At 64.8% G+C, this 19,498-nt stretch carries 13 protein-coding genes; 9 read left to right on the top strand and 4 right to left on the bottom strand.

The window, feature by feature from the left end; genetic code table 11:
- Positions 1-112 precede the first annotated feature (112 nt).
- The 9 genes from LJ656_RS08480 (at position 113) to LJ656_RS08440 (ending at position 13,698) form a co-directional block, all read left to right on the top strand.
- Entirely contained in the window at positions 113-1,423 is a 1,311-nt protein-coding gene (locus LJ656_RS08480) for an efflux RND transporter periplasmic adaptor subunit (RefSeq protein WP_230508818.1), read from the top strand.
- A gap of 15 nt (positions 1,424-1,438) precedes the next feature.
- Positions 1,439-4,666 carry an efflux RND transporter permease subunit gene (locus tag LJ656_RS08475; RefSeq protein ID WP_230508817.1) on the top strand — a complete coding sequence of 1,076 codons (3,228 nt, stop codon included), beginning with the start codon at positions 1,439-1,441 and terminating at the stop codon, positions 4,664-4,666.
- A 1-nt stretch (position 4,667) separates the two neighbouring features.
- Entirely contained in the window at positions 4,668-6,293 is a 1,626-nt protein-coding gene (locus LJ656_RS08470; protein WP_230508816.1) for an efflux transporter outer membrane subunit, read from the top strand.
- On the top strand, positions 6,290-7,612 hold the full coding sequence (locus LJ656_RS08465; RefSeq protein WP_230508815.1) for a paraquat-inducible protein A: 1,323 nt from the start codon (positions 6,290-6,292) through the stop codon (positions 7,610-7,612). The genes LJ656_RS08470 and LJ656_RS08465 overlap by 4 nt, the downstream gene beginning before the upstream one ends.
- Positions 7,596-9,206 (top strand): PqiB family protein, encoded by a 1,611-nt coding sequence (locus tag LJ656_RS08460; RefSeq protein ID WP_230508814.1) that lies wholly within the window; start codon positions 7,596-7,598, stop codon positions 9,204-9,206. Before LJ656_RS08465 ends, LJ656_RS08460 begins: the two co-directional genes overlap by 17 nt.
- On the top strand, positions 9,203-9,781 hold the full coding sequence (locus tag LJ656_RS08455) for a PqiC family protein (RefSeq protein WP_230508813.1): 579 nt from the start codon (positions 9,203-9,205) through the stop codon (positions 9,779-9,781). The genes LJ656_RS08460 and LJ656_RS08455 overlap by 4 nt, the downstream gene beginning before the upstream one ends.
- 142 nt (positions 9,782-9,923) lie before the next feature.
- Positions 9,924-12,269, top strand: a complete 2,346-nt coding sequence (locus LJ656_RS08450) for a DUF3141 domain-containing protein (protein ID WP_230508812.1) — start codon at positions 9,924-9,926, stop codon at positions 12,267-12,269.
- Positions 12,270-12,379: 110 nt separating this feature from the next.
- Positions 12,380-12,637 (top strand): RNA recognition motif domain-containing protein, encoded by a 258-nt coding sequence (locus tag LJ656_RS08445; protein ID WP_230508811.1) that lies wholly within the window; start codon positions 12,380-12,382, stop codon positions 12,635-12,637.
- A 20-nt stretch (positions 12,638-12,657) separates the two neighbouring features.
- Positions 12,658-13,698 carry a hypothetical protein gene (locus LJ656_RS08440; RefSeq protein WP_230508810.1) on the top strand — a complete coding sequence of 347 codons (1,041 nt, stop codon included), beginning with the start codon at positions 12,658-12,660 and terminating at the stop codon, positions 13,696-13,698.
- 69 nt (positions 13,699-13,767) lie between these two features.
- Here LJ656_RS08440 and LJ656_RS08435 read toward each other — a convergent pair whose 3' ends face one another.
- From LJ656_RS08435 to LJ656_RS08420, 4 genes are all read right to left on the bottom strand, one after another.
- Positions 13,768-14,805: a GNAT family N-acetyltransferase gene (locus LJ656_RS08435; protein WP_230508809.1), complete on the bottom strand. Its 1,038-nt coding sequence runs from the start codon at positions 14,803-14,805 to the stop codon at positions 13,768-13,770.
- Between the two features lie 51 nt (positions 14,806-14,856).
- Positions 14,857-15,771, bottom strand: coding sequence for a UTP--glucose-1-phosphate uridylyltransferase GalU (galU, locus tag LJ656_RS08430; RefSeq protein WP_230508808.1), 915 nt, complete (start codon positions 15,769-15,771; stop codon positions 14,857-14,859).
- 76 nt (positions 15,772-15,847) lie between these two features.
- Positions 15,848-16,999, bottom strand: coding sequence for a hypothetical protein (locus tag LJ656_RS08425; protein WP_230508807.1), 1,152 nt, complete (start codon positions 16,997-16,999; stop codon positions 15,848-15,850).
- Positions 17,000-17,046: 47 nt separating this feature from the next.
- Positions 17,047-19,299, bottom strand: a complete 2,253-nt coding sequence (locus tag LJ656_RS08420) for a polysaccharide biosynthesis tyrosine autokinase (RefSeq protein WP_230508806.1) — start codon at positions 19,297-19,299, stop codon at positions 17,047-17,049.
- Positions 19,300-19,498 lie beyond the last annotated feature (199 nt).

Raw genomic sequence — 19,498 nt, 5'->3', positions numbered from 1 at the left:
GCACGTCGCAATGGATGAGCGCACGCCTCGCACCGATGCGCGGCGAGGTTCGCGCACGCGTGTTCGATCGCGCGCCGCGCGGCAACGTGCAAGGACCAGGCGGGAGCGCACGATGAGAGCACCACCGGTTTGTTTCGCGAATCTGGCCGGCGTTGCCGCGACGCGGCTGGCGGCGTTGCGGTTGCCATCGCGGCCGCCGCGTCACAGCGGACGGCGTAGCGCCGGGGCATGCGGCTGGCTGCTCGCGCTCGCCGCGTTCGCGCTGCTGGGCGCTTGCAAGAAGGCGCCCGCGCCGCCGCAGGCGGCCGCGCCGGAAGTCACCGTGATGACCGTCGCGCGCCAGGACACGCCGGTCGATTTCGAATTCACCGCGCAAACGCAAAGCTCGCGTGAAGTCGAGATCCGCTCGCGCGTGGACGGCTTTCTCGACAAACGCACGTACACGGAAGGGCAGATGGTGAAGACCGGCCAGACGCTGTTCCAGATGGACAGCAAGCCGTTCGAAGCCGCGCTGCGCACCGCGCGCGGCCAGCTCGCGCAGCAGCAGGCGCGCCATGAAGTCGCCAGGGCCAATCTCGCGCGGGTCCAGCCGCTCGCCGCGCAGAACGCGTTGAGCAAGAAGGATCTCGACGACGCGATCGGCAACGAGAAGCAGAGCGCGGCCGCGGTGATCGCCGCGCAAGGGGAGGTCGATACCGCGCTGCTGAACCTCGGCTATACGACGATCAAGTCGCCGCTGACCGGGCTGTCGAGCTTCGCGCGCCAGCAGGACGGCAGTTATGTGGCGGCCACCACCAACGGTTTGCTGACCTACGTGTACCAGCTCGATCCGATGTGGGTGAACTTCAGTATTTCGGAAAACGAAATGCTTCGCTATCGCGACCAGATCGCCGACGGTCAGCTGCGTTTCCCGCCGCGCAACGATTTCGTCGTGCATCTGGTGCTCGCCGACGGCACCACCTTCTCCGAGGTGGGCCATATCGATTTCGCGAATCCGGCCTTCAATACCGAAACCGGCACCTTCCTCGTGCGGGCGGTCTTCGACAACCCGAAGGGCGTACTGCGCCCCGGCCAGTTCGTGCGCGCGCGCATCTCCGGCGCGATCCGCCCGAATGCGACGCTGGTGCCGCAGCGCGCGGTGCTGCAGGGCGCGAAAAGTCACTTCGTGTGGGTCGTCGACGATCAGGGCAAAGCGCATCAGCGGGTCGTCGAGGTCGGCGACTGGCGCGCGGAACAGTGGTTCGTCTATGACGGCCTGAAGCCGGGCGAGCGCATCGTGGTGGACGGCGCGTTGCGGGTGACGCCCGACGCGCAGCTGAAGATCGTCAAGGCCGCCCCGGCAAGTGCGCAAACCACGGCCGCGGCGGTCGCGGCGTCGCAAAGCGCGGCGCCGGCCGCCTCCGAACTCGGCACGGCCGAATAACGGGGAGCGGCCCACATGAACATCTCCCGCTACTGCATCGATCGGCCGATCTTCGCGTCGGTGATCTCGATCGTCATCACGCTCGGCGGCGCGCTCGCGATGTTCGCGCTGCCGATCGCGCAGTACCCGGACATCACGCCGCCGCAAATTACGATCTCGGCGACCTATCCGGGCGCCAACGCGGAGGTCGTCGCGAACAACGTCGCGGCGCCGATCGAGCAGCAGGTGAACGGCGCGGACAACATGATCTATATGAACTCGTCGAGTTCGTCGACCGGCAATCTGACGATCAACGTGTTCTTCAATATCGGCACCAACCCGGAACTGGCCCAGGTCGACGTACAGAACCGCGTCAATCTCGCGTTGCCGCAACTGCCGCAATCGGTGCAGGCGCAGGGCATCCAGGTGCAGAAGAAGTCGTCGGCGTTCATGATGGTGATCGCGATCTATTCGCCGACCGACCGCTACGACTCGACCTATATCGCCAACTTCGCGAACATCTACGTGCTCGACGCGATCAAGCGGATTCCGGGCGCGAACCAGTCGAGCATCTTCGGTAATCCTGATTACGCGATGCGGGTCTGGCTGAAACCCGACCGGATGGCGCAGCTCGGTGTGACCGCCGCCGACGTGCAGAACGTGGTCGCGAACCAGAACCAGCAGTTCGCGGTGGGCAGCATCGGCCAGTCGCCGACCGGCGGCGCGGTCCAGCAGTCGTTCGCGGTCACTACCACCGGGCGCCTGACCGAGCCGTCGCAGTTCGACAACATCATCGTGCGCGCCGCGAGCGGCGGCGCGGCGATCGTGCGGCTCAAGGACATCGGCCGCGCGGAACTCGGGCAGAAGGATTATTCGATCCGCAGCCGCTTCCAGGGCAAGCCGGCCACCGTGATGGCGGTCTATCAGCAGCCGGGCGCGAATGCGCTCGAAGTGTCCAAGCAGGTGCGCAAGACCCTCGAAGAGATGAAGAAGTCGTTTCCGGAAGGGCTCACCTACGAGATCGCGATGGATACGACCGAGTTCACCCGGGCGTCGATCTCGGACGTGATTCACACGTTCTTCGAAGCGCTGGTGCTGGTCGTGATCGTCGTGTTCGTGTTCCTGCAAAGCCTGCGCGCGACGCTGATTCCGATCATCGCGGTGCCGGTGTCGATCGTCGGCACCTGCATGTTCATGCTGCCGCTCGGCTTCTCGATCAACATGCTGACGCTATTCGGGATGGTGCTCGCGATCGGCATCGTGGTGGACGATGCGATCGTCGTGATCGAGAACGTCGAGCGCAATATGACGGTGCACAAGCTCAGTCCGAAAGAAGCGGCCAAACAGGCGATGGACGAGGTGGCCGGCCCGGTGGTCGCGATCGTGCTGGTGCTGTGCGCGGTGTTCGTGCCGGTCGCGTTTCTCGGCGGCATTACCGGGCAGATGTACAAGCAGTTCGCGATCACGATTGCGATTTCGGTGGTGCTGTCCGGCATCGTCGCGCTGACCTTGTCGCCGGCGCTCGCCGCGATTCTGCTCAAGAGCGGACATCACGAGAAGAAGGGCTTTTTCCGCTGGTTCGACAATACCTTCAACCGGATGACGGCCGGCTATACACGCGCGGTCCGCTTGATCATCAAACGCTTCATCATGGGGCTCGTGTTCTTCGCGGCGATGATCGCGCTGGCGGTCGTGATGGTGAAGCACATTCCGTCGGCGTTCCTGCCGCCGGAGGACCAGGGCTATCTGCTCGGCGCGATCATCATGCCGGACGCGGCGAGCCTCGATCGCACCGGCGAGGTGTCGCAACTGGTGACCGACTACTTCATGAAACAGGACGCGGTCGGCAGCATCGCGACGGTCGACGGCTTCAGCCTGCTCGACAGTCAGAACAAGAACAATTCGAGTACTTTCTTCGTTGGCCTGAGGAGTTTCGACGAGCGTTATACGCGCGCGAATATCCGCACGCAGAACGCCCGCAGCGTGCTGCTCGACGCGTACCGCTACTTCGCGAATCTGCCGCAAGCGCTCGTGCTGCCGGTCAATCCGCCGTCTATTCCGGGTCTCGGCACGACCGGCGGCACCGAAGTGTGGATCCAGAGCAAGGGCGACGCGACGATCGCGCAGCTCGCGGAAGTGTCGCAACAGTTCGTCGAGAGGGCGCGCGCGCGGCGCGAGCTGACCGGCGTCACGTCGACGTTCAACGCGTCGTCGCGGCAACTGCTGGTCGACGTGGACCGCGACAAGACGGAGACGCTCGGCGTGCCGGTCGAAGACGTGTATAGCGCGATGCAGACGATGTTCGGTTCGCTGTACGTGTCGCAGTTCAACCGTTCGAGCCGCCTGTGGCAGGTGATTTTGCAAGCGGAGCCGTCATACCGGCTCAAGCCCGACGATCTCGATCAGATCTTCGTGCGCAGCCGCACCGGCACGATGGTGCCGATCAAAGCCGTGGCGAGCTACCGCTGGGTGACCGGCCCGGACCTCGTCACGCGCTTCAACAACTTCCCGGCCATCAAGGTCACCGCGAACGCGGCGCCGGGATTCAGCTCCGGCCAGGTGATCTCGGCGTTGGAGGAGATCGCCACGCAGATGCCGGAAGGCTACGACGTCGCGTGGAGCGGCGAAGCGTTCGAAGAGCGGCAGTCGGGCGGCACCTCGGGCCTCGTGTTCGTATTTGGCCTCGTGATGGTGTTCCTGATCCTCGCCGCGCAGTACGAGAAGTGGACGCTGCCGATCGGCGTGCTGATGGCGGTGCCGTTCGCACTGTTCGGCGCGCTGCTCGCGATCCTGCTGCGCGGCCTGAGCAACGACGTGTACTTCCAGATCGGCCTGACGATGCTGGTCGCGCTCGCGGCGAAGAACGCGATCCTGATCTTCGAGTTCGCGGTGCTCAATCGCGAGGGCGGCGCGTCGGTGCTCGACGCGACGATGACCGCGGCCGAGGAACGGCTGCGGCCGATCGTGATGACTTCGCTCGCGTTCATTCTCGGCTGTGTGCCGCTCGCGATCGCCACCGGCGCGTCGGCCAACAGCCGTCATTCGATCGGCACCGGCGTGATCGGCGGGATGCTCGGCGCGACCGCGATCGCGGTGTTCTTCATTCCGATGTTCTACTACCTGCTCGAAACGATGTCGTCGCGTTCGAGCGGCAAGAAAAAGCCGGACCAGCAGGCCCCGGTCGGCGTCGCGCACGACGCGCCGCTGCCGACCGGGCCGGGCACGTCGAGCGAGGCGCCGTCCGCGCCGCAAAAAGGTGACTGACATGCGCCGCACGGCATCGCTGCGTCTGCTCGCCCCCGTGATGCTGCTCGCGCTGAGCGGATGTCTGCTCGGCCCGAACTATCAGCGTCCGGCCGTCGAGGTTCCCGCCACTTACCGCTTTGCCCAGGGCGAGGCCGCCGGTCTCGCGAACGCCACGTGGTGGGAACAGTTCGACGACCCGGTGCTCGATCAGCTGATCGCCACCGCGTTGCTGGAAAACCGCGACGTGAAGATCGCCGCCGCGCGCGTCGACGAATTTCGCGGCCAGTTCGTGACCACCCGCTCGGCGTTGTTCCCGCAACTGTCGGCCGGCGCGGATGCGTCGCGCCAGCGCACCTCGCGCGACGTGGGCATCGGCCAGCTGTTGCCGCCCGGCACGAGCCCGGTCTACAACCAGTTCGACGCGACGCTGGCGGTGTCGTGGGAACTCGATCTGTTCGGCAAGGTGCGCCGTCAAACCGAGGCCGCGCGCGCGAGTCTGTTCGCGAGCGAGGAGGGCCGGCGCGCGACCATTCTGACGCTGGTGGGTTCGGTGGCGGCCTCGTATATCAATCTGCGCAGTCTGGACCGCCAGCTCGAAATCGCCAGAGAGACGGTCGAGAGCCGCGCCGAATCGGTGCGGGTATTCGAGTTGCGTTTTCACGGCGGCGAAGTCTCGCAGATGGAACTCGCGCAAAGCGAGTCCGAATACGAGGCCGCGCTGGCGACGATCCCGCAGCTCGAAGCGCAGATCGCGCAGCAGGAAAACGCGTTGTCGGTGCTGATCGGCCACAATCCGGGCGCGATCCTGCGCGGCCGCGAGCTCGGCAAAATGGGTACGCCGCCGATTCCGGCGGGCTTGCCGTCCGAGTTGCTCGAACGCCGCCCGGACGTGCTCGAAGCCGAACAGGCGCTGGTCGCGCAAAACGCGTTGATCGGCGCGGCGCGCGCGCTGTACTTTCCGTCGATCTCGCTGACCGGTCTGTTCGGTTCGGTCAGCGCGCAGTTCTCGAATCTGTTCAGCGGACCCGCGCGGGTGTGGTCGTTCGCCGGCAGCGTCACGCAGCCGATCTTCACCGCCGGCAACATCACCGGCCAGGTGCATCAGGCCGAGGCGCGCGAGCAGCAGGCGCTGTTCGCGTACGAAAAGACGATTCAGGTCGCGTTCCAGGAAGTCGAGGACGCGCTGGTCTCGGTGCAGAAAACCCGCGAGCAGCTCGACGTGCAGAACCGCCAGGTCGCCGCGTTGATTACCTATGCGCATCTGGCGCGGCAGCGTTACGAGGGCGGCTATACGAGCTATATCGAAGTGCTCGACGCGGAGCGCAGCCTGTTCAACGCGCAGCTCGGCTCGACGCAGACCCAGGGCGCGGTGTTGACGTCGTTCGTGACCTTGTACAAAGCGATGGGCGGCGGCTGGGTGCTGGAGGCCGAGCGGCGCACGGTGCCGCCGGCCGAGCCGGCAATGCCCGCTTCGGGAACGGCCGCACCCGCGCCTGTGCCGGCGGCGAGCGCGCCGGCTGCGCCCGCCGCCCCGGCCGAAGCGGAGGCGACGGCCGCGGCGAGGGGCGCTGTAGCTCGCGCCGCGCCGCCTGTCGCGGCGCTGGCGAAGCCGGATTCACCCGCACTTGCTTCGGAGAACCCATGATGGAGCGGGAGCTGATCGCGTGCGCGGAATGCGACCTGCTTCAGCTCGGCGCACCGCTTGCCGCCGGCCGCGCGTTGCGCTGCCCGCGCTGCCACGCCGAACTCAAACGCAGCCACAAGCATGGGCTTGTGTATGCGCTGGCGTTTACGCTCGCGTCGGCGGTGCTGCTGGTGATCTCGAACCTGTTTCCGATCGTCGGTCTGTCGCTGAACGGCAATGTCGTGCAGACCACGCTCGCGGGCTCCGTGCGGATGCTCTACGCACACGGCGCGTGGCCGCTCGCGCTGCTGGTCGGTCTGACGACGATCGTCACGCCGGTGCTGCAGGTCGTCGCGATGCTGTGGCTGCTGGTGCCGCTGCACCTGGGGCGGGCGCCGTGGCGCGCGGCCGAAGGTTTCCGGCTGTTCCAGCTGACCCGGCCGTGGGGCATGACCGAGGTGCTGATCCTCGGTCTGCTGGTCGCGCTCGTCAAACTCGCGCATATCGCGAAGGTGGTGCCGGGCATCGCGCTGTGGTCGTTCATCGCGTTGATGCTGCTGCTCGCGGCGGCCTCGGCGAGCTTCGATGCGCGCGACGTGTGGGCGCGCATCACTGCCGCGCGGCACGGGGCGCGCGCGTTGCCGTTGCCGCGTTTGCGCGCGCGCCGTCACGCGCGCACCGCGGCCGCGCATGGCCTCGTGCTGTGCGAGGAGTGCGGGCTGCTGAACCCGCCCGCCGCCGCATCCGCTGCCGCTGGATCCGCTGCCGTCTCCGCAGCCGCACCTCACCCGCGCCATTGCCCGCGCTGCAAGGCGCCGCTGCATCTGCGCAAGCCCGCGAGCCTGTCGCGCACGTGGGCGTATCTGGTCGCGGCGATGGTGCTGTATATCCCGGCCAACGTGCTGCCGGTGATGGACACCAGTTCGCTGTTCGGCACGCAAAAAGACACGATCATGAGCGGCGTCGTCTATCTGTGGGTATCGGGCTCGTGGCCGCTCGCGGTGCTGGTGTTCGTTGCGAGCATCGTGGTGCCGATGCTGAAGATCCTCGGCCTCGCGTATCTGGCGGTGACGACGCAACTGCGCTCGCAATGGCTGCCCGGTCAGCGCACCCGCATTTACCGGGTGATCGAGCTGATCGGCCGCTGGTCGATGCTCGATATCTACGTGATTACGATGCTGGTCGCGCTGGTGCAATTCCAGGCACTCGCGACGATCAAGGCCGGCCCGGCCGCGATCGCGTTCGGCGCGGTCGTGGTGCTGACGCTGCTCGCCGCGATGGCATTCGATCCGCGTCTGATCTGGGACGCGCTGGAGAGCGACGATGTCCGAGCCCATTGAGGAGCCCGAACTGCCCGCCGCGGAGCCGGTGCCGCCGTCGCGCTGGCGCATGCAGCTGGTGTGGCTGGTGCCGATCGTCGCGATCCTGATCGGCGGCTGGCTCGCGGTGAAGGCGGTCATGGAGCGCGGCGAGGAGATCACGATCAGCTTCAAGACCGGCGAGGGCCTCGAAGCGGGCAAGACCAAGATCAAGTTCAAGGACGTCGACATCGGCGTGGTCGATACGGTGTCGCTGTCGCCGGACCACAAGCGGGTGATCGCGAAGGCGGAAGTGGTACGCGACGTCGCCAATCTGATGGTCGAGAACACCCGCTTCTGGGTCGTGCGGCCGCGCATTTCGGGCGGCACCGTGTCGGGGCTCGGCACGCTGCTGTCCGGTTCGTTTATCGACGTCGACGCCGGCAATGCCGCGAAAGCGCGCCGCGAGTTCGTCGGCCTCGAAGAGCCGCCGGTGATCGCGAGCGACGTGCCGGGCCGCGAGTTCACGCTCAAGGGCGTGGGGCTCGGCTCGCTCGACGTCGGCTCGCCGATCTATTTCCGCCGGCTGCGGGTCGGTCAGGTCGCGTCCTACCAGCTCGATCCGGATGGCCGCGGCGTCACGCTGAAGGTGTTCGTCAACGCGCCGTACGATCAGTTCGTGCGCACCGATGCGCGCTTCTGGCACGCGAGCGGCGTCGATATGTCGTTCGGCGCCGACGGTCTGCGCGTGGAGACGCAGTCGATCGTGTCGATCATCATCGGCGGGATCGCGTTCGAGTCGCCGCCCGAGTCGCGCGTCGATACCGGCGCGGCCGCCGGCACGCAGTTCACGCTGTACCCGACCCGCGACGACGCGATGAAGCAGCACGACCGGATCGTCGATCGCTACGTGGTCGTGTTCAACGATTCGGTGCGCGGTCTCGCGGTCGGCGCGCCGATCGATTTCCGCGGCGTCGTGATGGGCGAGGTGAAAGCGATCTACACGCGCTTCGATCCGGCGACCAACCGCTTCAGTATTCCGGTCGAAATCGAAATCTATCCGGAGCGCTTCACGTCGCGCTATCAGGATGGCCAGGCGGGCGGACGGGTCACCGACGACCCGCGCCGGATGGCCAACTATCTGATCGAGCATGGCTTCCGCTTCCAGCTCAGAAGCGGCAATCCGCTGACCGGGCAGCTCTATCTCGCGTTCGATTACTTCCCGGACGCGCCGAAAGCGTCGATCGACTGGAGCAAGACGCCGCCCGAACTGCCGGCCACGCCGCGCGCGCTGCAGTCGTTGCAGGACTCGGTATCGCGGCTGATGACGAAGCTGAACAACATCCCGTTCGAGGCGATCGGCAAGGATGCGCGCGATACGCTGCGCACCACCAATTCGATGCTGGCGCAACTCGACAAGGAAGTGGTGCCCAAAGCGCGCGACACGCTCGGTTCCGCGCAGAGCGCGCTCGATTCCGCGAACGCCGCGCTGCAACCGGATTCGTCGCTGCAGCAGTCGACCGAGGACGCGATGCGGGAGCTGACGCGCACCGCCGCGTCGCTGCGCACGCTGTCGGACTACCTCGCGCAGCATCCGGAAGCGTTGGTGCGCGGCAAGCCGGAGCAGAAGCCATGAGATGGGGAACGCTAGCGGTCATGGGGCTCGTGGTGCTGACCGGCGCGTGCGCGTCGCCGGCGACCAACTTCTACACGCTCAATCCGGACCCGTCGCTGACCGCGTCGGCCACCGGCCGGCCGATCGTCGCGGTGATCGGCCCGGTGACGATTCCCGAACTGGTGGACCGTCCGCAAATTGTCACGCGGGTCGGCGATCATGGCGTCGCGGTCAACGAGTTCGATCGCTGGGCGCAGCCGTTGGGCGGCGACATCGGCCGCGTGATCGCGGGCAATCTCGGCACGCTGCTCAATTCGCAGCAGATTTCGGTGTATGACGCGACGCGCGATCCGGCCACGGTCTGGCACGTGCGTATCGACGTAATGCGCTTCGACTCGGTGCCCGGGCAAGAGGTCACCGTCGACGTGCTGTGGGCGGTACGGCCGCCCGGCAAGAGCAGGGTGGTCAGCGGCCGCTCGGTCGCGCACGAAGCGGTGTCCGGACCCGGTTTCGCGCCGCTCGTTGCCGCCCACGACCGCGCGCTCGCGTCGGTCAGCCGCGATATCGCGGCCGCGATGCAGGCGCCGCCGGCCTGACCTGGCGCGCAGGCGCGGCGGCGCAAGCCGGCTGAAATCAACCGCACCGCGCCCATACGACCTTGGTCCGATTGCCGGAACGCGTGACGCGGCGCACAATTGCGCATCGCCACCGTCTGTCGTCCGTTACAGGAGCCGCCTCATGGATGTGCAAACGCTGTTGTCCCGCAATCAGGACATCGCGATGAAAATCAACCGCGTGCTGCAAAAGCGCACGCGGATCGCACAGGAACATCTGAACCAGCGGCTCGACGAAGCGCTGCACGCGGAGCGGCGCGGCACCGGCACCGGCACCGGCACGGCGGACAGCGCGCCCGCGCCGTTCGATCCGTCGCACGCATGGCAATACGGGGTGGATCTCGCGCAGCGTTCGCTGCTGTTCTGGGACACGCTGTATCAGCGCGGCAATGAATTCGTTCAACGAAGCATCGGCGAGCCGCCGCCGGTGCTGCACTTCGACTACGACGTCGTGCTCGACGGCCGCAACTTCGCGCGCCCCGTCAACTACACGCTGCTGCAACTGCGTCCGCTCGAAGGCGTCGGCGTCGACGTGCGCAAACGCCCGTACCTGATCATCGATCCGCGCGCGGGCCACGGCGCGGGCATCGGCGGCTTCAAGGACGACTCGCAGGCGGGCGTCGCGCTGCGCGCCGGCTATCCGGTCTACTTCGTCGTGTTCCATCGCGAGCCCGAACCCGGTCAGACCCTGCTCGATGTCTGCGACGCCGAACAGCAGTTCGTGAAGAAGGTCCGCGCGCTGCATCCGGACAGCCCGAAGCCGGCGCTGATCGGCAATTGCCAGGGCGGCTGGGCGGCGATGATGCTGGCCAGCTCCGACCCCGGCGACACCGGTCCGATCGTGATCAACGGCGCGCCGATGTCGTACTGGAGCGCCGCGTGGAGCGAAGGCGAGGGCGACAACCCGATGCGCTACGCGGGCGGCATGCTCGGCGGCACGTGGCTCGCGTCGTACGCGGCGGATCTGGGCAACGGCAAATTCGACGGTGCGTATCTGGTGCAAAACTTCGAAGGCCTGAATCCGGCCAATACGTTCTGGGACAAGTATTACCACCTGTTCGCGAACGTCGATACCGAGCCGCCGCGCTTTCTGGAATTCGAGCGCTGGTGGGGCAGCTATTACCTGATGAATCGCGAGGAGATCGAATGGATCACCCGCAACCTGTTCATCGGCAACAAGCTGTGGAAAGGCGAGGTGAACAATGCCGCCGGCAACGCGTTCGATCTGCGCGAGATCCGCTCGCCGATCATCCTGTTTGCGTCGATGGGCGACAACATCACGCCGCCGCAGCAGGCGTTCAACTGGGTCGCCGATCTGTACGGCAGCACCGAGGAAATCAAGGCGCGCGGCCAGGTGATCGTCGGGCTGATGCACGAGGACATCGGCCATCTCGGCATCTTCGTGTCGGGGCGCGTCGCGAAGAAGGAGCATAAGCAGATCGTCTCGGTGCTGGAGACGATCGAGACGTTTCCGCCGGGCCTTTACGGGATGTCGATCAACGAGAGCAAGGGCGCGGACGGCGAGATCACGTACGAAGTCGAGTTCAGCGAACATCGGCTCGAAGACATCACCGAGCGCCTGAACCGCTTTCAACGCGTCGACGAAAAGCCGTTCGAGGCGGTCGCCGCGGTGTCGGACTTCAATCAGCGCCTCTACGAGGCATTCGCGCAGCCGTTCGTGCAGGCGATGTCGAACGAGACCAGCGCGCGGCTGCTGCGTCAGTATCATCCGCTGCGCTGGCAGCGTTGGGCGGTGTCCGGCATGAACCCGTGGCTGAGCTGGCTGCCGGCCGCCGCGCAGTCGGTGCGCGAAAACCGTCAGCACGCCGGCGCGGACAATCCGTGGAGCGCGCTTGAACGCAGCGGCGCGAGCGTCATCAGCGCGTCGCTCGACTATTACCGCGCGATGCGCGATGCGGCGACCGAGGCGAGTTTCTTCGGGATTTACGCGAACCTGTATGCATCGTTTCTGGCTGACCGGCCGGACGATCGCGCGAAGGTCCCGGCGGCCGCCGCCGATCCGCGCGAGCTGCCGTTCGTGCGCGCGGCGTTGCAGGCGATCGGCGCGGGCGGCTATACGGCCGCGTTGGCCCGCGCGGCGTTTCTGCTGTCGCGCAAGGGCGCGTCGCTGCCGCTTGCGCGCTTCGAGCTGCGCAAGGAACTGGCGGAAAGCTACGCGGACTATCTGCCGCAGATCGGTATCGACGAATGGCGGCGGATTCGCGGCGAGCAGGAAATCATCGTCACGTTCGCGCCCGACGAAGCGATTGCGACGCTGCCCGCGCTGCTCGCCGATGCCACGGACCGCGAACGATTCGTCGAGTTGCTCGGCAAGCTGGCGGCCGATGAGCGGGTGTTGCAGAGCGCGCCCGACGCGGCCCAACGGGCCGCGTTCGAACGGATTCGCGCGGTGCTCGCGACGGGCGGCGGACGCAAACGCACCGCGCGGCTGGCGGATCAGGCCCGTTGATGAGCTGACCGACGGGCAACGGCTCGAGGCTTATATCGACGGCGGATTGAATATCGTCGCCTGGGGTCGACGTTAAGCAGACCCTGGCATGACGGTCGAGGAGCGACATCATGGCTGAACTGTATCTCGGCAACGTCGAAGAAAGCGTCACGGAAGAGGAAATCGCGGAGTTCCTGATCCGCTATGGGTTTCCGCGTCCGAGTTCGGTGCAGCGGGTGCCCGGCTCGGGTTCGCGTCCGGCCGCCATCGTGCTGTTCGACGACGTCAGCACGGATGGGCTGCGGCTGCTGCAACCGCGTATTCATAACGTGTTCTGGAAGAACCACACGTTGGTCGCGCAGCTGTTGCCGGAGCGCAGCGAGGACTGAGCGTCGAGGCGGAGCGGCTCATGGGTCTGCTGTCGAGATGGTTCGGGCGGAAAGGCACGGCCGGCGCGCGCGATGCCGATCCGCATCGGGCGCGGGAAATCGTCGCGCGCATCGTCGCGCTCAATCCGCCGTTAGCGCTCGCGCGCGATCATGAAGCGCGTCTGCTGACGGCCGCGCAGCAGGCGGCGGGCTATCTGGGCCATCTCGTCGCCGAGATGCCGCCGGCGCGCGAAGCGAGCGCGGCCGCGTGGACGACGGACCCGTACATCCACGCATTTTTCGGCGCGCCCGCGGACGTGTGCGTGCCGTTCAGCCGTTCCGCGGAACTGCTCGCTTACTTCGACGAGCACCTCGGCGCCGACCACGCGTTCGCGGTGCTCGGGATGGCCGTCGACGAACGGCAAACCTTCGGCGTCGCGCAGCACGGCGACTCGACCCGCACCGATGTCGCGCAGACCACGATCAGTTTCAGCGATCACCAGGTGCGCTTGTGCGGCGAGTCCGAAGCCGCGCTGCGGCGCGAGATCGTGCTGCGCATCATCGATCAGCTGGTGCTCGAAGGTCTGCAGAAAATCGCCGCGGATACGCAGCGCTACGACTCGTTGGAACGCGAGCGCGCGCTGCTGAAAACACGGCTGCAAATTCTCGAACGGCAGGGCGCCGGGGTGCGCTCGCTGACGGGCGGCGATGGAGGATTCAATAGCGCGGAGAAGTTCGGCGAGGCGGCGCGGCTGCGCGCGCAGATCGATGAGAACGATAAAGAGCTTGCGCAATTGCCGATGAAGACCGAGGCGCTGGACCGGCATCTGCAGATTATTTGCGACGTGCTGGCGTCGTCGAGTGCGCATTTCTATGTGCTCAAGAACACCTATCTGCTCGATGCGCTCAATGTCGTCGTGCCGCGCGGGGATCCGCGGCCCGCGCGGGAAATCGAGCTGCGAATCGCGCGGCTGCCCGCGCGGCAGGATGCGTTGCGGGCGTTTTCGCTGGTGCGGTTCGAGCGCGCGAATCTGCTGCCGCAGCGCGATCTGCATGAGCGGGCGAGAGATGTGCCGATCTGACTGCGGCCGATCTGATGGCGGCCGTTGGGCGCAATGCCGGATTGCAGGTTGCCGGCCGCCGGACCGGGGTCACAGGTTGGGGGAAGAGAACCCGGTAGCCGAATCCGGCACGAGTCGGCGCTTGAGGATACGCGCGACGGCAAACATCGTACTCGCGCGCTCGACACAGAGACGCTGCTTCAGCGCACCGCCGAAGCCTTCCAGAAACTTGCAGGTGCCCAGGCTATAGAAGCCGTCGACATCGAACGTCAATTTGCGTTCGAGTGCCTGCTGAATGGCGGTCCACACCAGCAGGCTGATCGCGCCGCTATGTGCGCCGGCTTCGCGCGACGACATCAGGTAGTACATCGAATGCTGGTCCCAGACGAGACCGATCGCGGCGACGAGCTTGCCGTGGCTGTCGTAAGCGCCCAGCAGGCGCCCGGCTTTGCGCTCGACAAACGCATTGACCAGCTCGCGCATGACGCCGCGTTCGTACGCGTTCTTGCGCGAACGTTCGAGCAGATTCGTGTCATAGAACTGCACGAACTTGTCCGGCGTGTCGACCGGCTCGACCGTCAGACTTTTGCGGGCGCCGCGAATCACATTGCGGGTTTTGCTATGCATCCGTGCCCACGCGTCTTCGACCGTACACGCCGACGAAATCTGAAACGTATAGCGCACGGAGACCGCAAATCCTTGCAGTGAGAAAGCGAGCGCATCGTCGATACGCGAGTCCAGCAGCTGGTGAAAGCTGTCGAAATGCGGCAATTGTTCGATCAGTGCCGTTGTGACCGCGTGGCGATGATGCTGTTCGCGCGAATCGTCGAGGCCGAGCGGGGTGACCACGGGACCGAGCGTGTGCGTGAGCGGAGGCAGATGCGAAATCCGCCACCCGCTCTTGCGGTTGCAACAATAGGGCATCTGGCCCAGCAGCTGTTTGCCGTGCTCGACTTTAGCCATGCTCCAGTTGCCGCCGGTTGCAATATCGAGCCACCACGGTTCGTGGAAAATGGAGAACGCGGCCGGCTCCGCAAGCGCCCGCACGGACTCCGCGACGAGCGGTACTACTCTGCCTTTGAGACCAAAGCGGGCATCTTTCTTTTCATCGGCGAAAGTATTGAACATAGGGCTCGACGATCAGTTTTTACGGGCGCCTCTTTCGGACCTGGGCGCAGCTCAGATAACCGGCTCACATTCGGAAGTCATGGTCTTCGTCGTATGGCCGTGCATGTAAGTGTGCAGATACGCTTCGAACTCCGCTTTCAGTTCCGGATGACGCAGCGCGAACTCGACGGTCGCCTTCAGATAGCCGAGCTTGCTGCCGCAATCGAAACGCGTGCCGAAGTAGCGATACGCGAGCACCTGCTCTTCGATCAGCAGCGACTGCACCGCGTCGGTCAATTGCAGTTCGCCGCCCGCACCCGGCTTCAGCGCGCGGATGTGCTTGAAGATCGTCGGCATTAGCACGTAGCGGCCCACCACGCCGAGGTTCGACGGCGCCTCGCTCGGCGCCGGCTTCTCGACGATGCCAGACATCTTGATCACGTTGTCCGCCCACTCGCGGCCGTCGACCACGCCATACGAGCGGCTGTCTTCGCGCGCGATCGTTTCGACACCGATCACCGAGCTGTGATAGTGATTGAATGTATCGACCAGCTGGCTCATCACCGGCTTCGAGCTGTGCAGCAGATCGTCGGCCAGAATCACCGCGAACGGGCTGTCGCCGACCAGCTTTTCGGCGCACAGCACCGCATGGCCGAGACCGAGCGCTTCGGCCTGGCGCACGTAGAAGCAGTCGACGTGAGCCGGTTTGATGCTGCGCACGAGATCGAGCAGCTTCTGCTTGTTGCGCGCCTCCAGCTCGGCTTCGATCTCGTAGGATTTGTCGAAGTGATCTTCGATCGCACGCTTGCTGCGGCCCGTCACGAAGATCATCTCGGTGATGCCGGCGGCAATCGCCTCTTCAACCGCGTACTGGATCAGCGGCTTGTCGACGACCGGCAGCATTTCCTTCGGACTTGCCTTGGTGGCCGGCAGGAAGCGTGTTCCGAGGCCCGCAACCGGAAACACGGCTTTGGTGACTTTCAGCATGGTTGGCATCCCCACATCGATTGAAAAGTAGTGTGTCCATGAGCTCGCGATCGACGCCCCGGGTCGGCGGGCCTCGTCAGCCGTTGGAGGACTTCAGCCATCTGCGCTCCTTCGGGTTGAAATGCAAACGCTCCTGCACGCTCTGCGTCAGTTGAGGCGCGTCGGACTCGCGAGCCGCTCTCGACGACAGCAACAGGTACATCAGCAGCGGCGAGATCGGTGAAAGATGGCGCAGGAAGGATCCATAGTCCGGTTCGAAGATCGCTTGAGTCGCGATAAAGCTGACCGCAAAGCAGAAACACAGCCGGTCGAAGCGGGCGGGCTGCGCAACCGCGGCTCTCTTCAGATAGCGCGAGAACGTCGCGCCGAGCGAGAAAAACGTGCAGATGCCGCCGAGGGTCTGGGTCGCCACGCCCGATAGAATCAACGGCACGGGCAGCAGAAACGTGCCGAGAATCAGCATCGCATTGCTCACATCCGACAGCAGGTTGCCGCCCGGAATGATCTGCACGATAAGCGATCCGACTTCGCTCGGATCCCTGAATTCGTTCACCGTCTGGCGCGCGAAGTCGAGCGGCTGACCGTACTGGATGCGAAAGTCGATCGCCATGCAGACGAACAGCACGACCGCCAGCACAATGAGAAACGGCGGCTTGCGCAGGAACGAAGGGCCGAAATACAGCAACATGGTCGGCGCGAGCGTGATGGCCCAATAGGAGCGCAGGTACACCGCGACGAGCAGCGCGCACGCTGTAAAAATGACGACGATGAAGCGCGAATCCTTGCACAACACGATCAGAAAAATCGCGAGAGAAATCACGATCTCCTTCGACGGCAGCGCGATGTACACCGTCTGGTCGAATAGCCAGAAGCAGGCCAGCATGAATTCCAGATAGCTCAGGCTGGGCACGCCCGAACGCCAGATCGCCAGCAGCAGTCCGAACGTCGACGCGAAGAATCCGAGCAGTGATATCGCCAGCGTGCCCAGGCCGAGTGTGCGGAAAAGCCATGCAAGGTTATCGAACGAATCGCCGAATGCCTCGAAGCGGACATCCGCGCTCATCCGCTCGAGAATGAATAGCCCGTCGAGCAAAAATCGCTCCGGCAACACCGTTTCGTGATTGATCGACACGAAGCACAGAAGCGCCAGCACGAGCGCCCAGATCGCCGCGGAGACCCCCGGGGTCGCGGTTTCGCCGATCAATCCAGGTAGTTTGACGATACGCACTTTGATTTCCTCGAATCGCGCGAAGTCCGACTGCTGTATGGCCGGCGTCAACTGGCCGATGCTTTGTCATCCGACGCGCTCGCGTACCGATACGAACCATATCGGCTGCGCAGCGCAGTCGAGCCCAGGCTGTAGCGGTAGGCCGAAGGATCGAAGCCGTTGAAGATCACGCCCTTCAACTCGACGTTCGCCTGCCGCAGCTGCTTGGCCGACTCGCGCACCTCGTCGACCGAGGTCGTGCCGAAACGCGCGACGAGCAATACGGTGCCGCAACGATGCGCGAGGATCGCCGCATCGGAGACCGGCAGCACCGGCGGTGTATCGATCAGCACCACGTCATAACTGTCGCCGACCGAATCGAGCAGCGCCGACATCTGATCGCTCATCAGCAGTTCTGCCGGATTGGGCGGGATCTTGCCGTTGGCAAGGAAGTCCAGTCCGGGCGCGACGTTACGTTGCAACGCCTGATCGAGCGTCACACGCGAGGTGAGCACGTCGGCCAGTCCCGGTTGCGCTTGCTTGCCGAAATAGCGGTGCAGATGGCCTTTGCGCAGATCGCCGTCGATCAGCAATACGCGCTTGTCGGTCCCCGTCATCACGGCCGCCAGATTGGCGCACAGAAACGATTTGCCGATCCGTTCGCTCGGGCCCGTGAGCAGCACCCGGTTGCTGCCCGACTCCTGAATCGACAGTTGCAACGCAAGGCGCAGACTGCGCAGACTCTCGACCGATGGATCGGCCGGGGCGTGCTGGGCAAGCAGCAGCAGGCTGTCGTCGCGTGCCGGCGCGTCCAGCGTGAGCGCGGCTTGCGTGCGGGAGACCGGCACGGTCGCGTAGACGCTCAGCCCGGTCTCGTGCTCGATGTCCTGCGGATCGGTCACGCCGCGGCGAACCACCTGGCGAATGAACGCGGCGAGTACGCCGAGAACGAGACCGAGCACCGCCGATGCGCCGATCAGCAGCGGCTTGTTCGGCTTGATCGGCTCCTTCGGGACCACCGCGCGATCGAGCAGGCGCACGGTGCCCACTTTGCCGGCGCGCACGAGTTTCAACTGCTGCATGTTGTTGAGCATGCCGACATAGAGGTCGTTGTTCACACGCACGTCGCGCATGAGCCGCAGAGATTCCTGTTCGAGCTCGGGCAGCGCGGTCATTTTCCCCGACACCGCCGCGGCTTTCGCGCTCAACGCGGCAATCTGCTCATCGACCGCCCGGACCGCCGGATACTCACTGGTGAAATGCCCGCTGAGTTCCATGCGCTTCTGTTTCAACGCGAGCAGGTTGGTCTGCAGATCGACGCTTTCTTTCAGATAGGTCTTGCCTTCCTCGCTCAGGTCGAACGTGCCGCGCTTGACCCGCAACGCGTTGTAAGTCGCCTCCGAACTTTCGAGTTCCCTTTTGAGTTGCGGCAGCAGGTCGCTGAGGAAGGCAAGCGATTTTTCCGCTTCGGCTGCTTTGCGCGCGATATTCGCCGCGACGTATTCGTCGCCGAGATTGTTCAGGATTTGCGCTGTCAGATGCCGGTCGTTGCCGGTCAGCGATACGTCGATAATGCCGCTCTGCTTGCCTTTCTCGAGGATGAACAACTTGTCTTGCAGATTCTCCATCGTCTTCAGGCGCGAGTTGCGTACCAGCACGAATTCGGTGCCGGGATTCGCGTGCAGCGATTGCACGCGCAGCGTGATCGGTCCGTTGCTGCCGCCCGAGACCACGGTCTCGCCGACCCGGCCCTCGATCGGGGTGTCGAGAAACTTCTGCTCGACCCTGAAGCGCCCGTTGCCGAGCGCGATCAACCTGAAGCTCTCGCCTTCCAGATCGTCGGGAACATCGAAAACGTCCACATCGATCGATTCGCCGGCCCACGCATAACCGCCCATGCCGAACAGCCCGGGTCGGGATAGCCCCTTGTTCCAGCGTGCGATCCAGCTGCCGATCAGTGGAAAACGCACGGGTTCGGCGCGGATATAAAGTTTCAGCTTGTCGACCGCGTTTCCCACCACCATACGCGAGCGCAGTACTTCTATCTGCGCGCTCGTTTCGGTTTTCACGTCGAACAGGCTCGAGACATCGCCCAATAGACTTTTTGCATTCGTCGGGTTCTCCTGCTCCACTTGCACGACGATGTCCGACTGATAGACGGGCCGCGCAAGAAAACTGTAAGCGACGCCGAGCAGCAGAACGGTCGAGGCGATTGCGAGGACCAGCCAACGGTTGGCGAGGACGACGTCGAAGTAACGGACCAGACCGATGTCGTTCTGGCGTGAGCCGGCCGCCTGCGAGCTACGAGAAAACTCATTCATATAGAGCCCATCGAAAAGGTTTAACCGACCACCTGAAGCACAACTGGCCACTCGCCGGCAGCAGAGAAAAACGTGCACTCGATCCGTTCGAACGTCGAATCAAGTGATGTTTCCGCGAGCCGGTCGATCTCGGAGAACGCTGCTCAATTTCGAAATACGGAAGTGCGAACTTGCTGTCTTTTCAGTCAAAACCGACGAA

The sequence above is a fragment of the Paraburkholderia sejongensis genome (genome assembly GCF_020880815.1).
In the GTDB taxonomy this organism is placed as follows: Bacteria; Pseudomonadota; Gammaproteobacteria; order Burkholderiales; family Burkholderiaceae; genus Paraburkholderia; species Paraburkholderia sejongensis.
This window is presented reverse-complemented; position numbering and strand designations above follow the sequence as displayed.

What these genes read in the sequence shown, in the direction of transcription:
- LJ656_RS08480 (WP_230508818.1), top strand. Translation starts at nt 113, where the DNA reads ATGAGAGCACCACCGGTTTGTTTCGCGAATCTGGCCGGCGTTGCCGCG.
- LJ656_RS08475 (WP_230508817.1), top strand. Translation starts at nt 1,439, where the DNA reads ATGAACATCTCCCGCTACTGCATCGATCGGCCGATCTTCGCGTCGGTG.
- LJ656_RS08470 (WP_230508816.1), top strand. Translation starts at nt 4,668, where the DNA reads ATGCGCCGCACGGCATCGCTGCGTCTGCTCGCCCCCGTGATGCTGCTC.
- LJ656_RS08465 (WP_230508815.1), top strand. Translation starts at nt 6,290, where the DNA reads ATGATGGAGCGGGAGCTGATCGCGTGCGCGGAATGCGACCTGCTTCAG.
- LJ656_RS08460 (WP_230508814.1), top strand. Translation starts at nt 7,596, where the DNA reads ATGTCCGAGCCCATTGAGGAGCCCGAACTGCCCGCCGCGGAGCCGGTG.
- LJ656_RS08455 (WP_230508813.1), top strand. Translation starts at nt 9,203, where the DNA reads ATGAGATGGGGAACGCTAGCGGTCATGGGGCTCGTGGTGCTGACCGGC.
- LJ656_RS08450 (WP_230508812.1), top strand. Translation starts at nt 9,924, where the DNA reads ATGGATGTGCAAACGCTGTTGTCCCGCAATCAGGACATCGCGATGAAA.
- LJ656_RS08445 (WP_230508811.1), top strand. Translation starts at nt 12,380, where the DNA reads ATGGCTGAACTGTATCTCGGCAACGTCGAAGAAAGCGTCACGGAAGAG.
- LJ656_RS08440 (WP_230508810.1), top strand. Translation starts at nt 12,658, where the DNA reads ATGGGTCTGCTGTCGAGATGGTTCGGGCGGAAAGGCACGGCCGGCGCG.
- LJ656_RS08435 (WP_230508809.1), bottom strand. Translation starts at nt 14,805, where the DNA reads ATGTTCAATACTTTCGCCGATGAAAAGAAAGATGCCCGCTTTGGTCTC.
- galU (WP_230508808.1), bottom strand. Translation starts at nt 15,771, where the DNA reads ATGCTGAAAGTCACCAAAGCCGTGTTTCCGGTTGCGGGCCTCGGAACA.
- LJ656_RS08420 (WP_230508806.1), bottom strand. Translation starts at nt 19,299, where the DNA reads ATGAATGAGTTTTCTCGTAGCTCGCAGGCGGCCGGCTCACGCCAGAAC.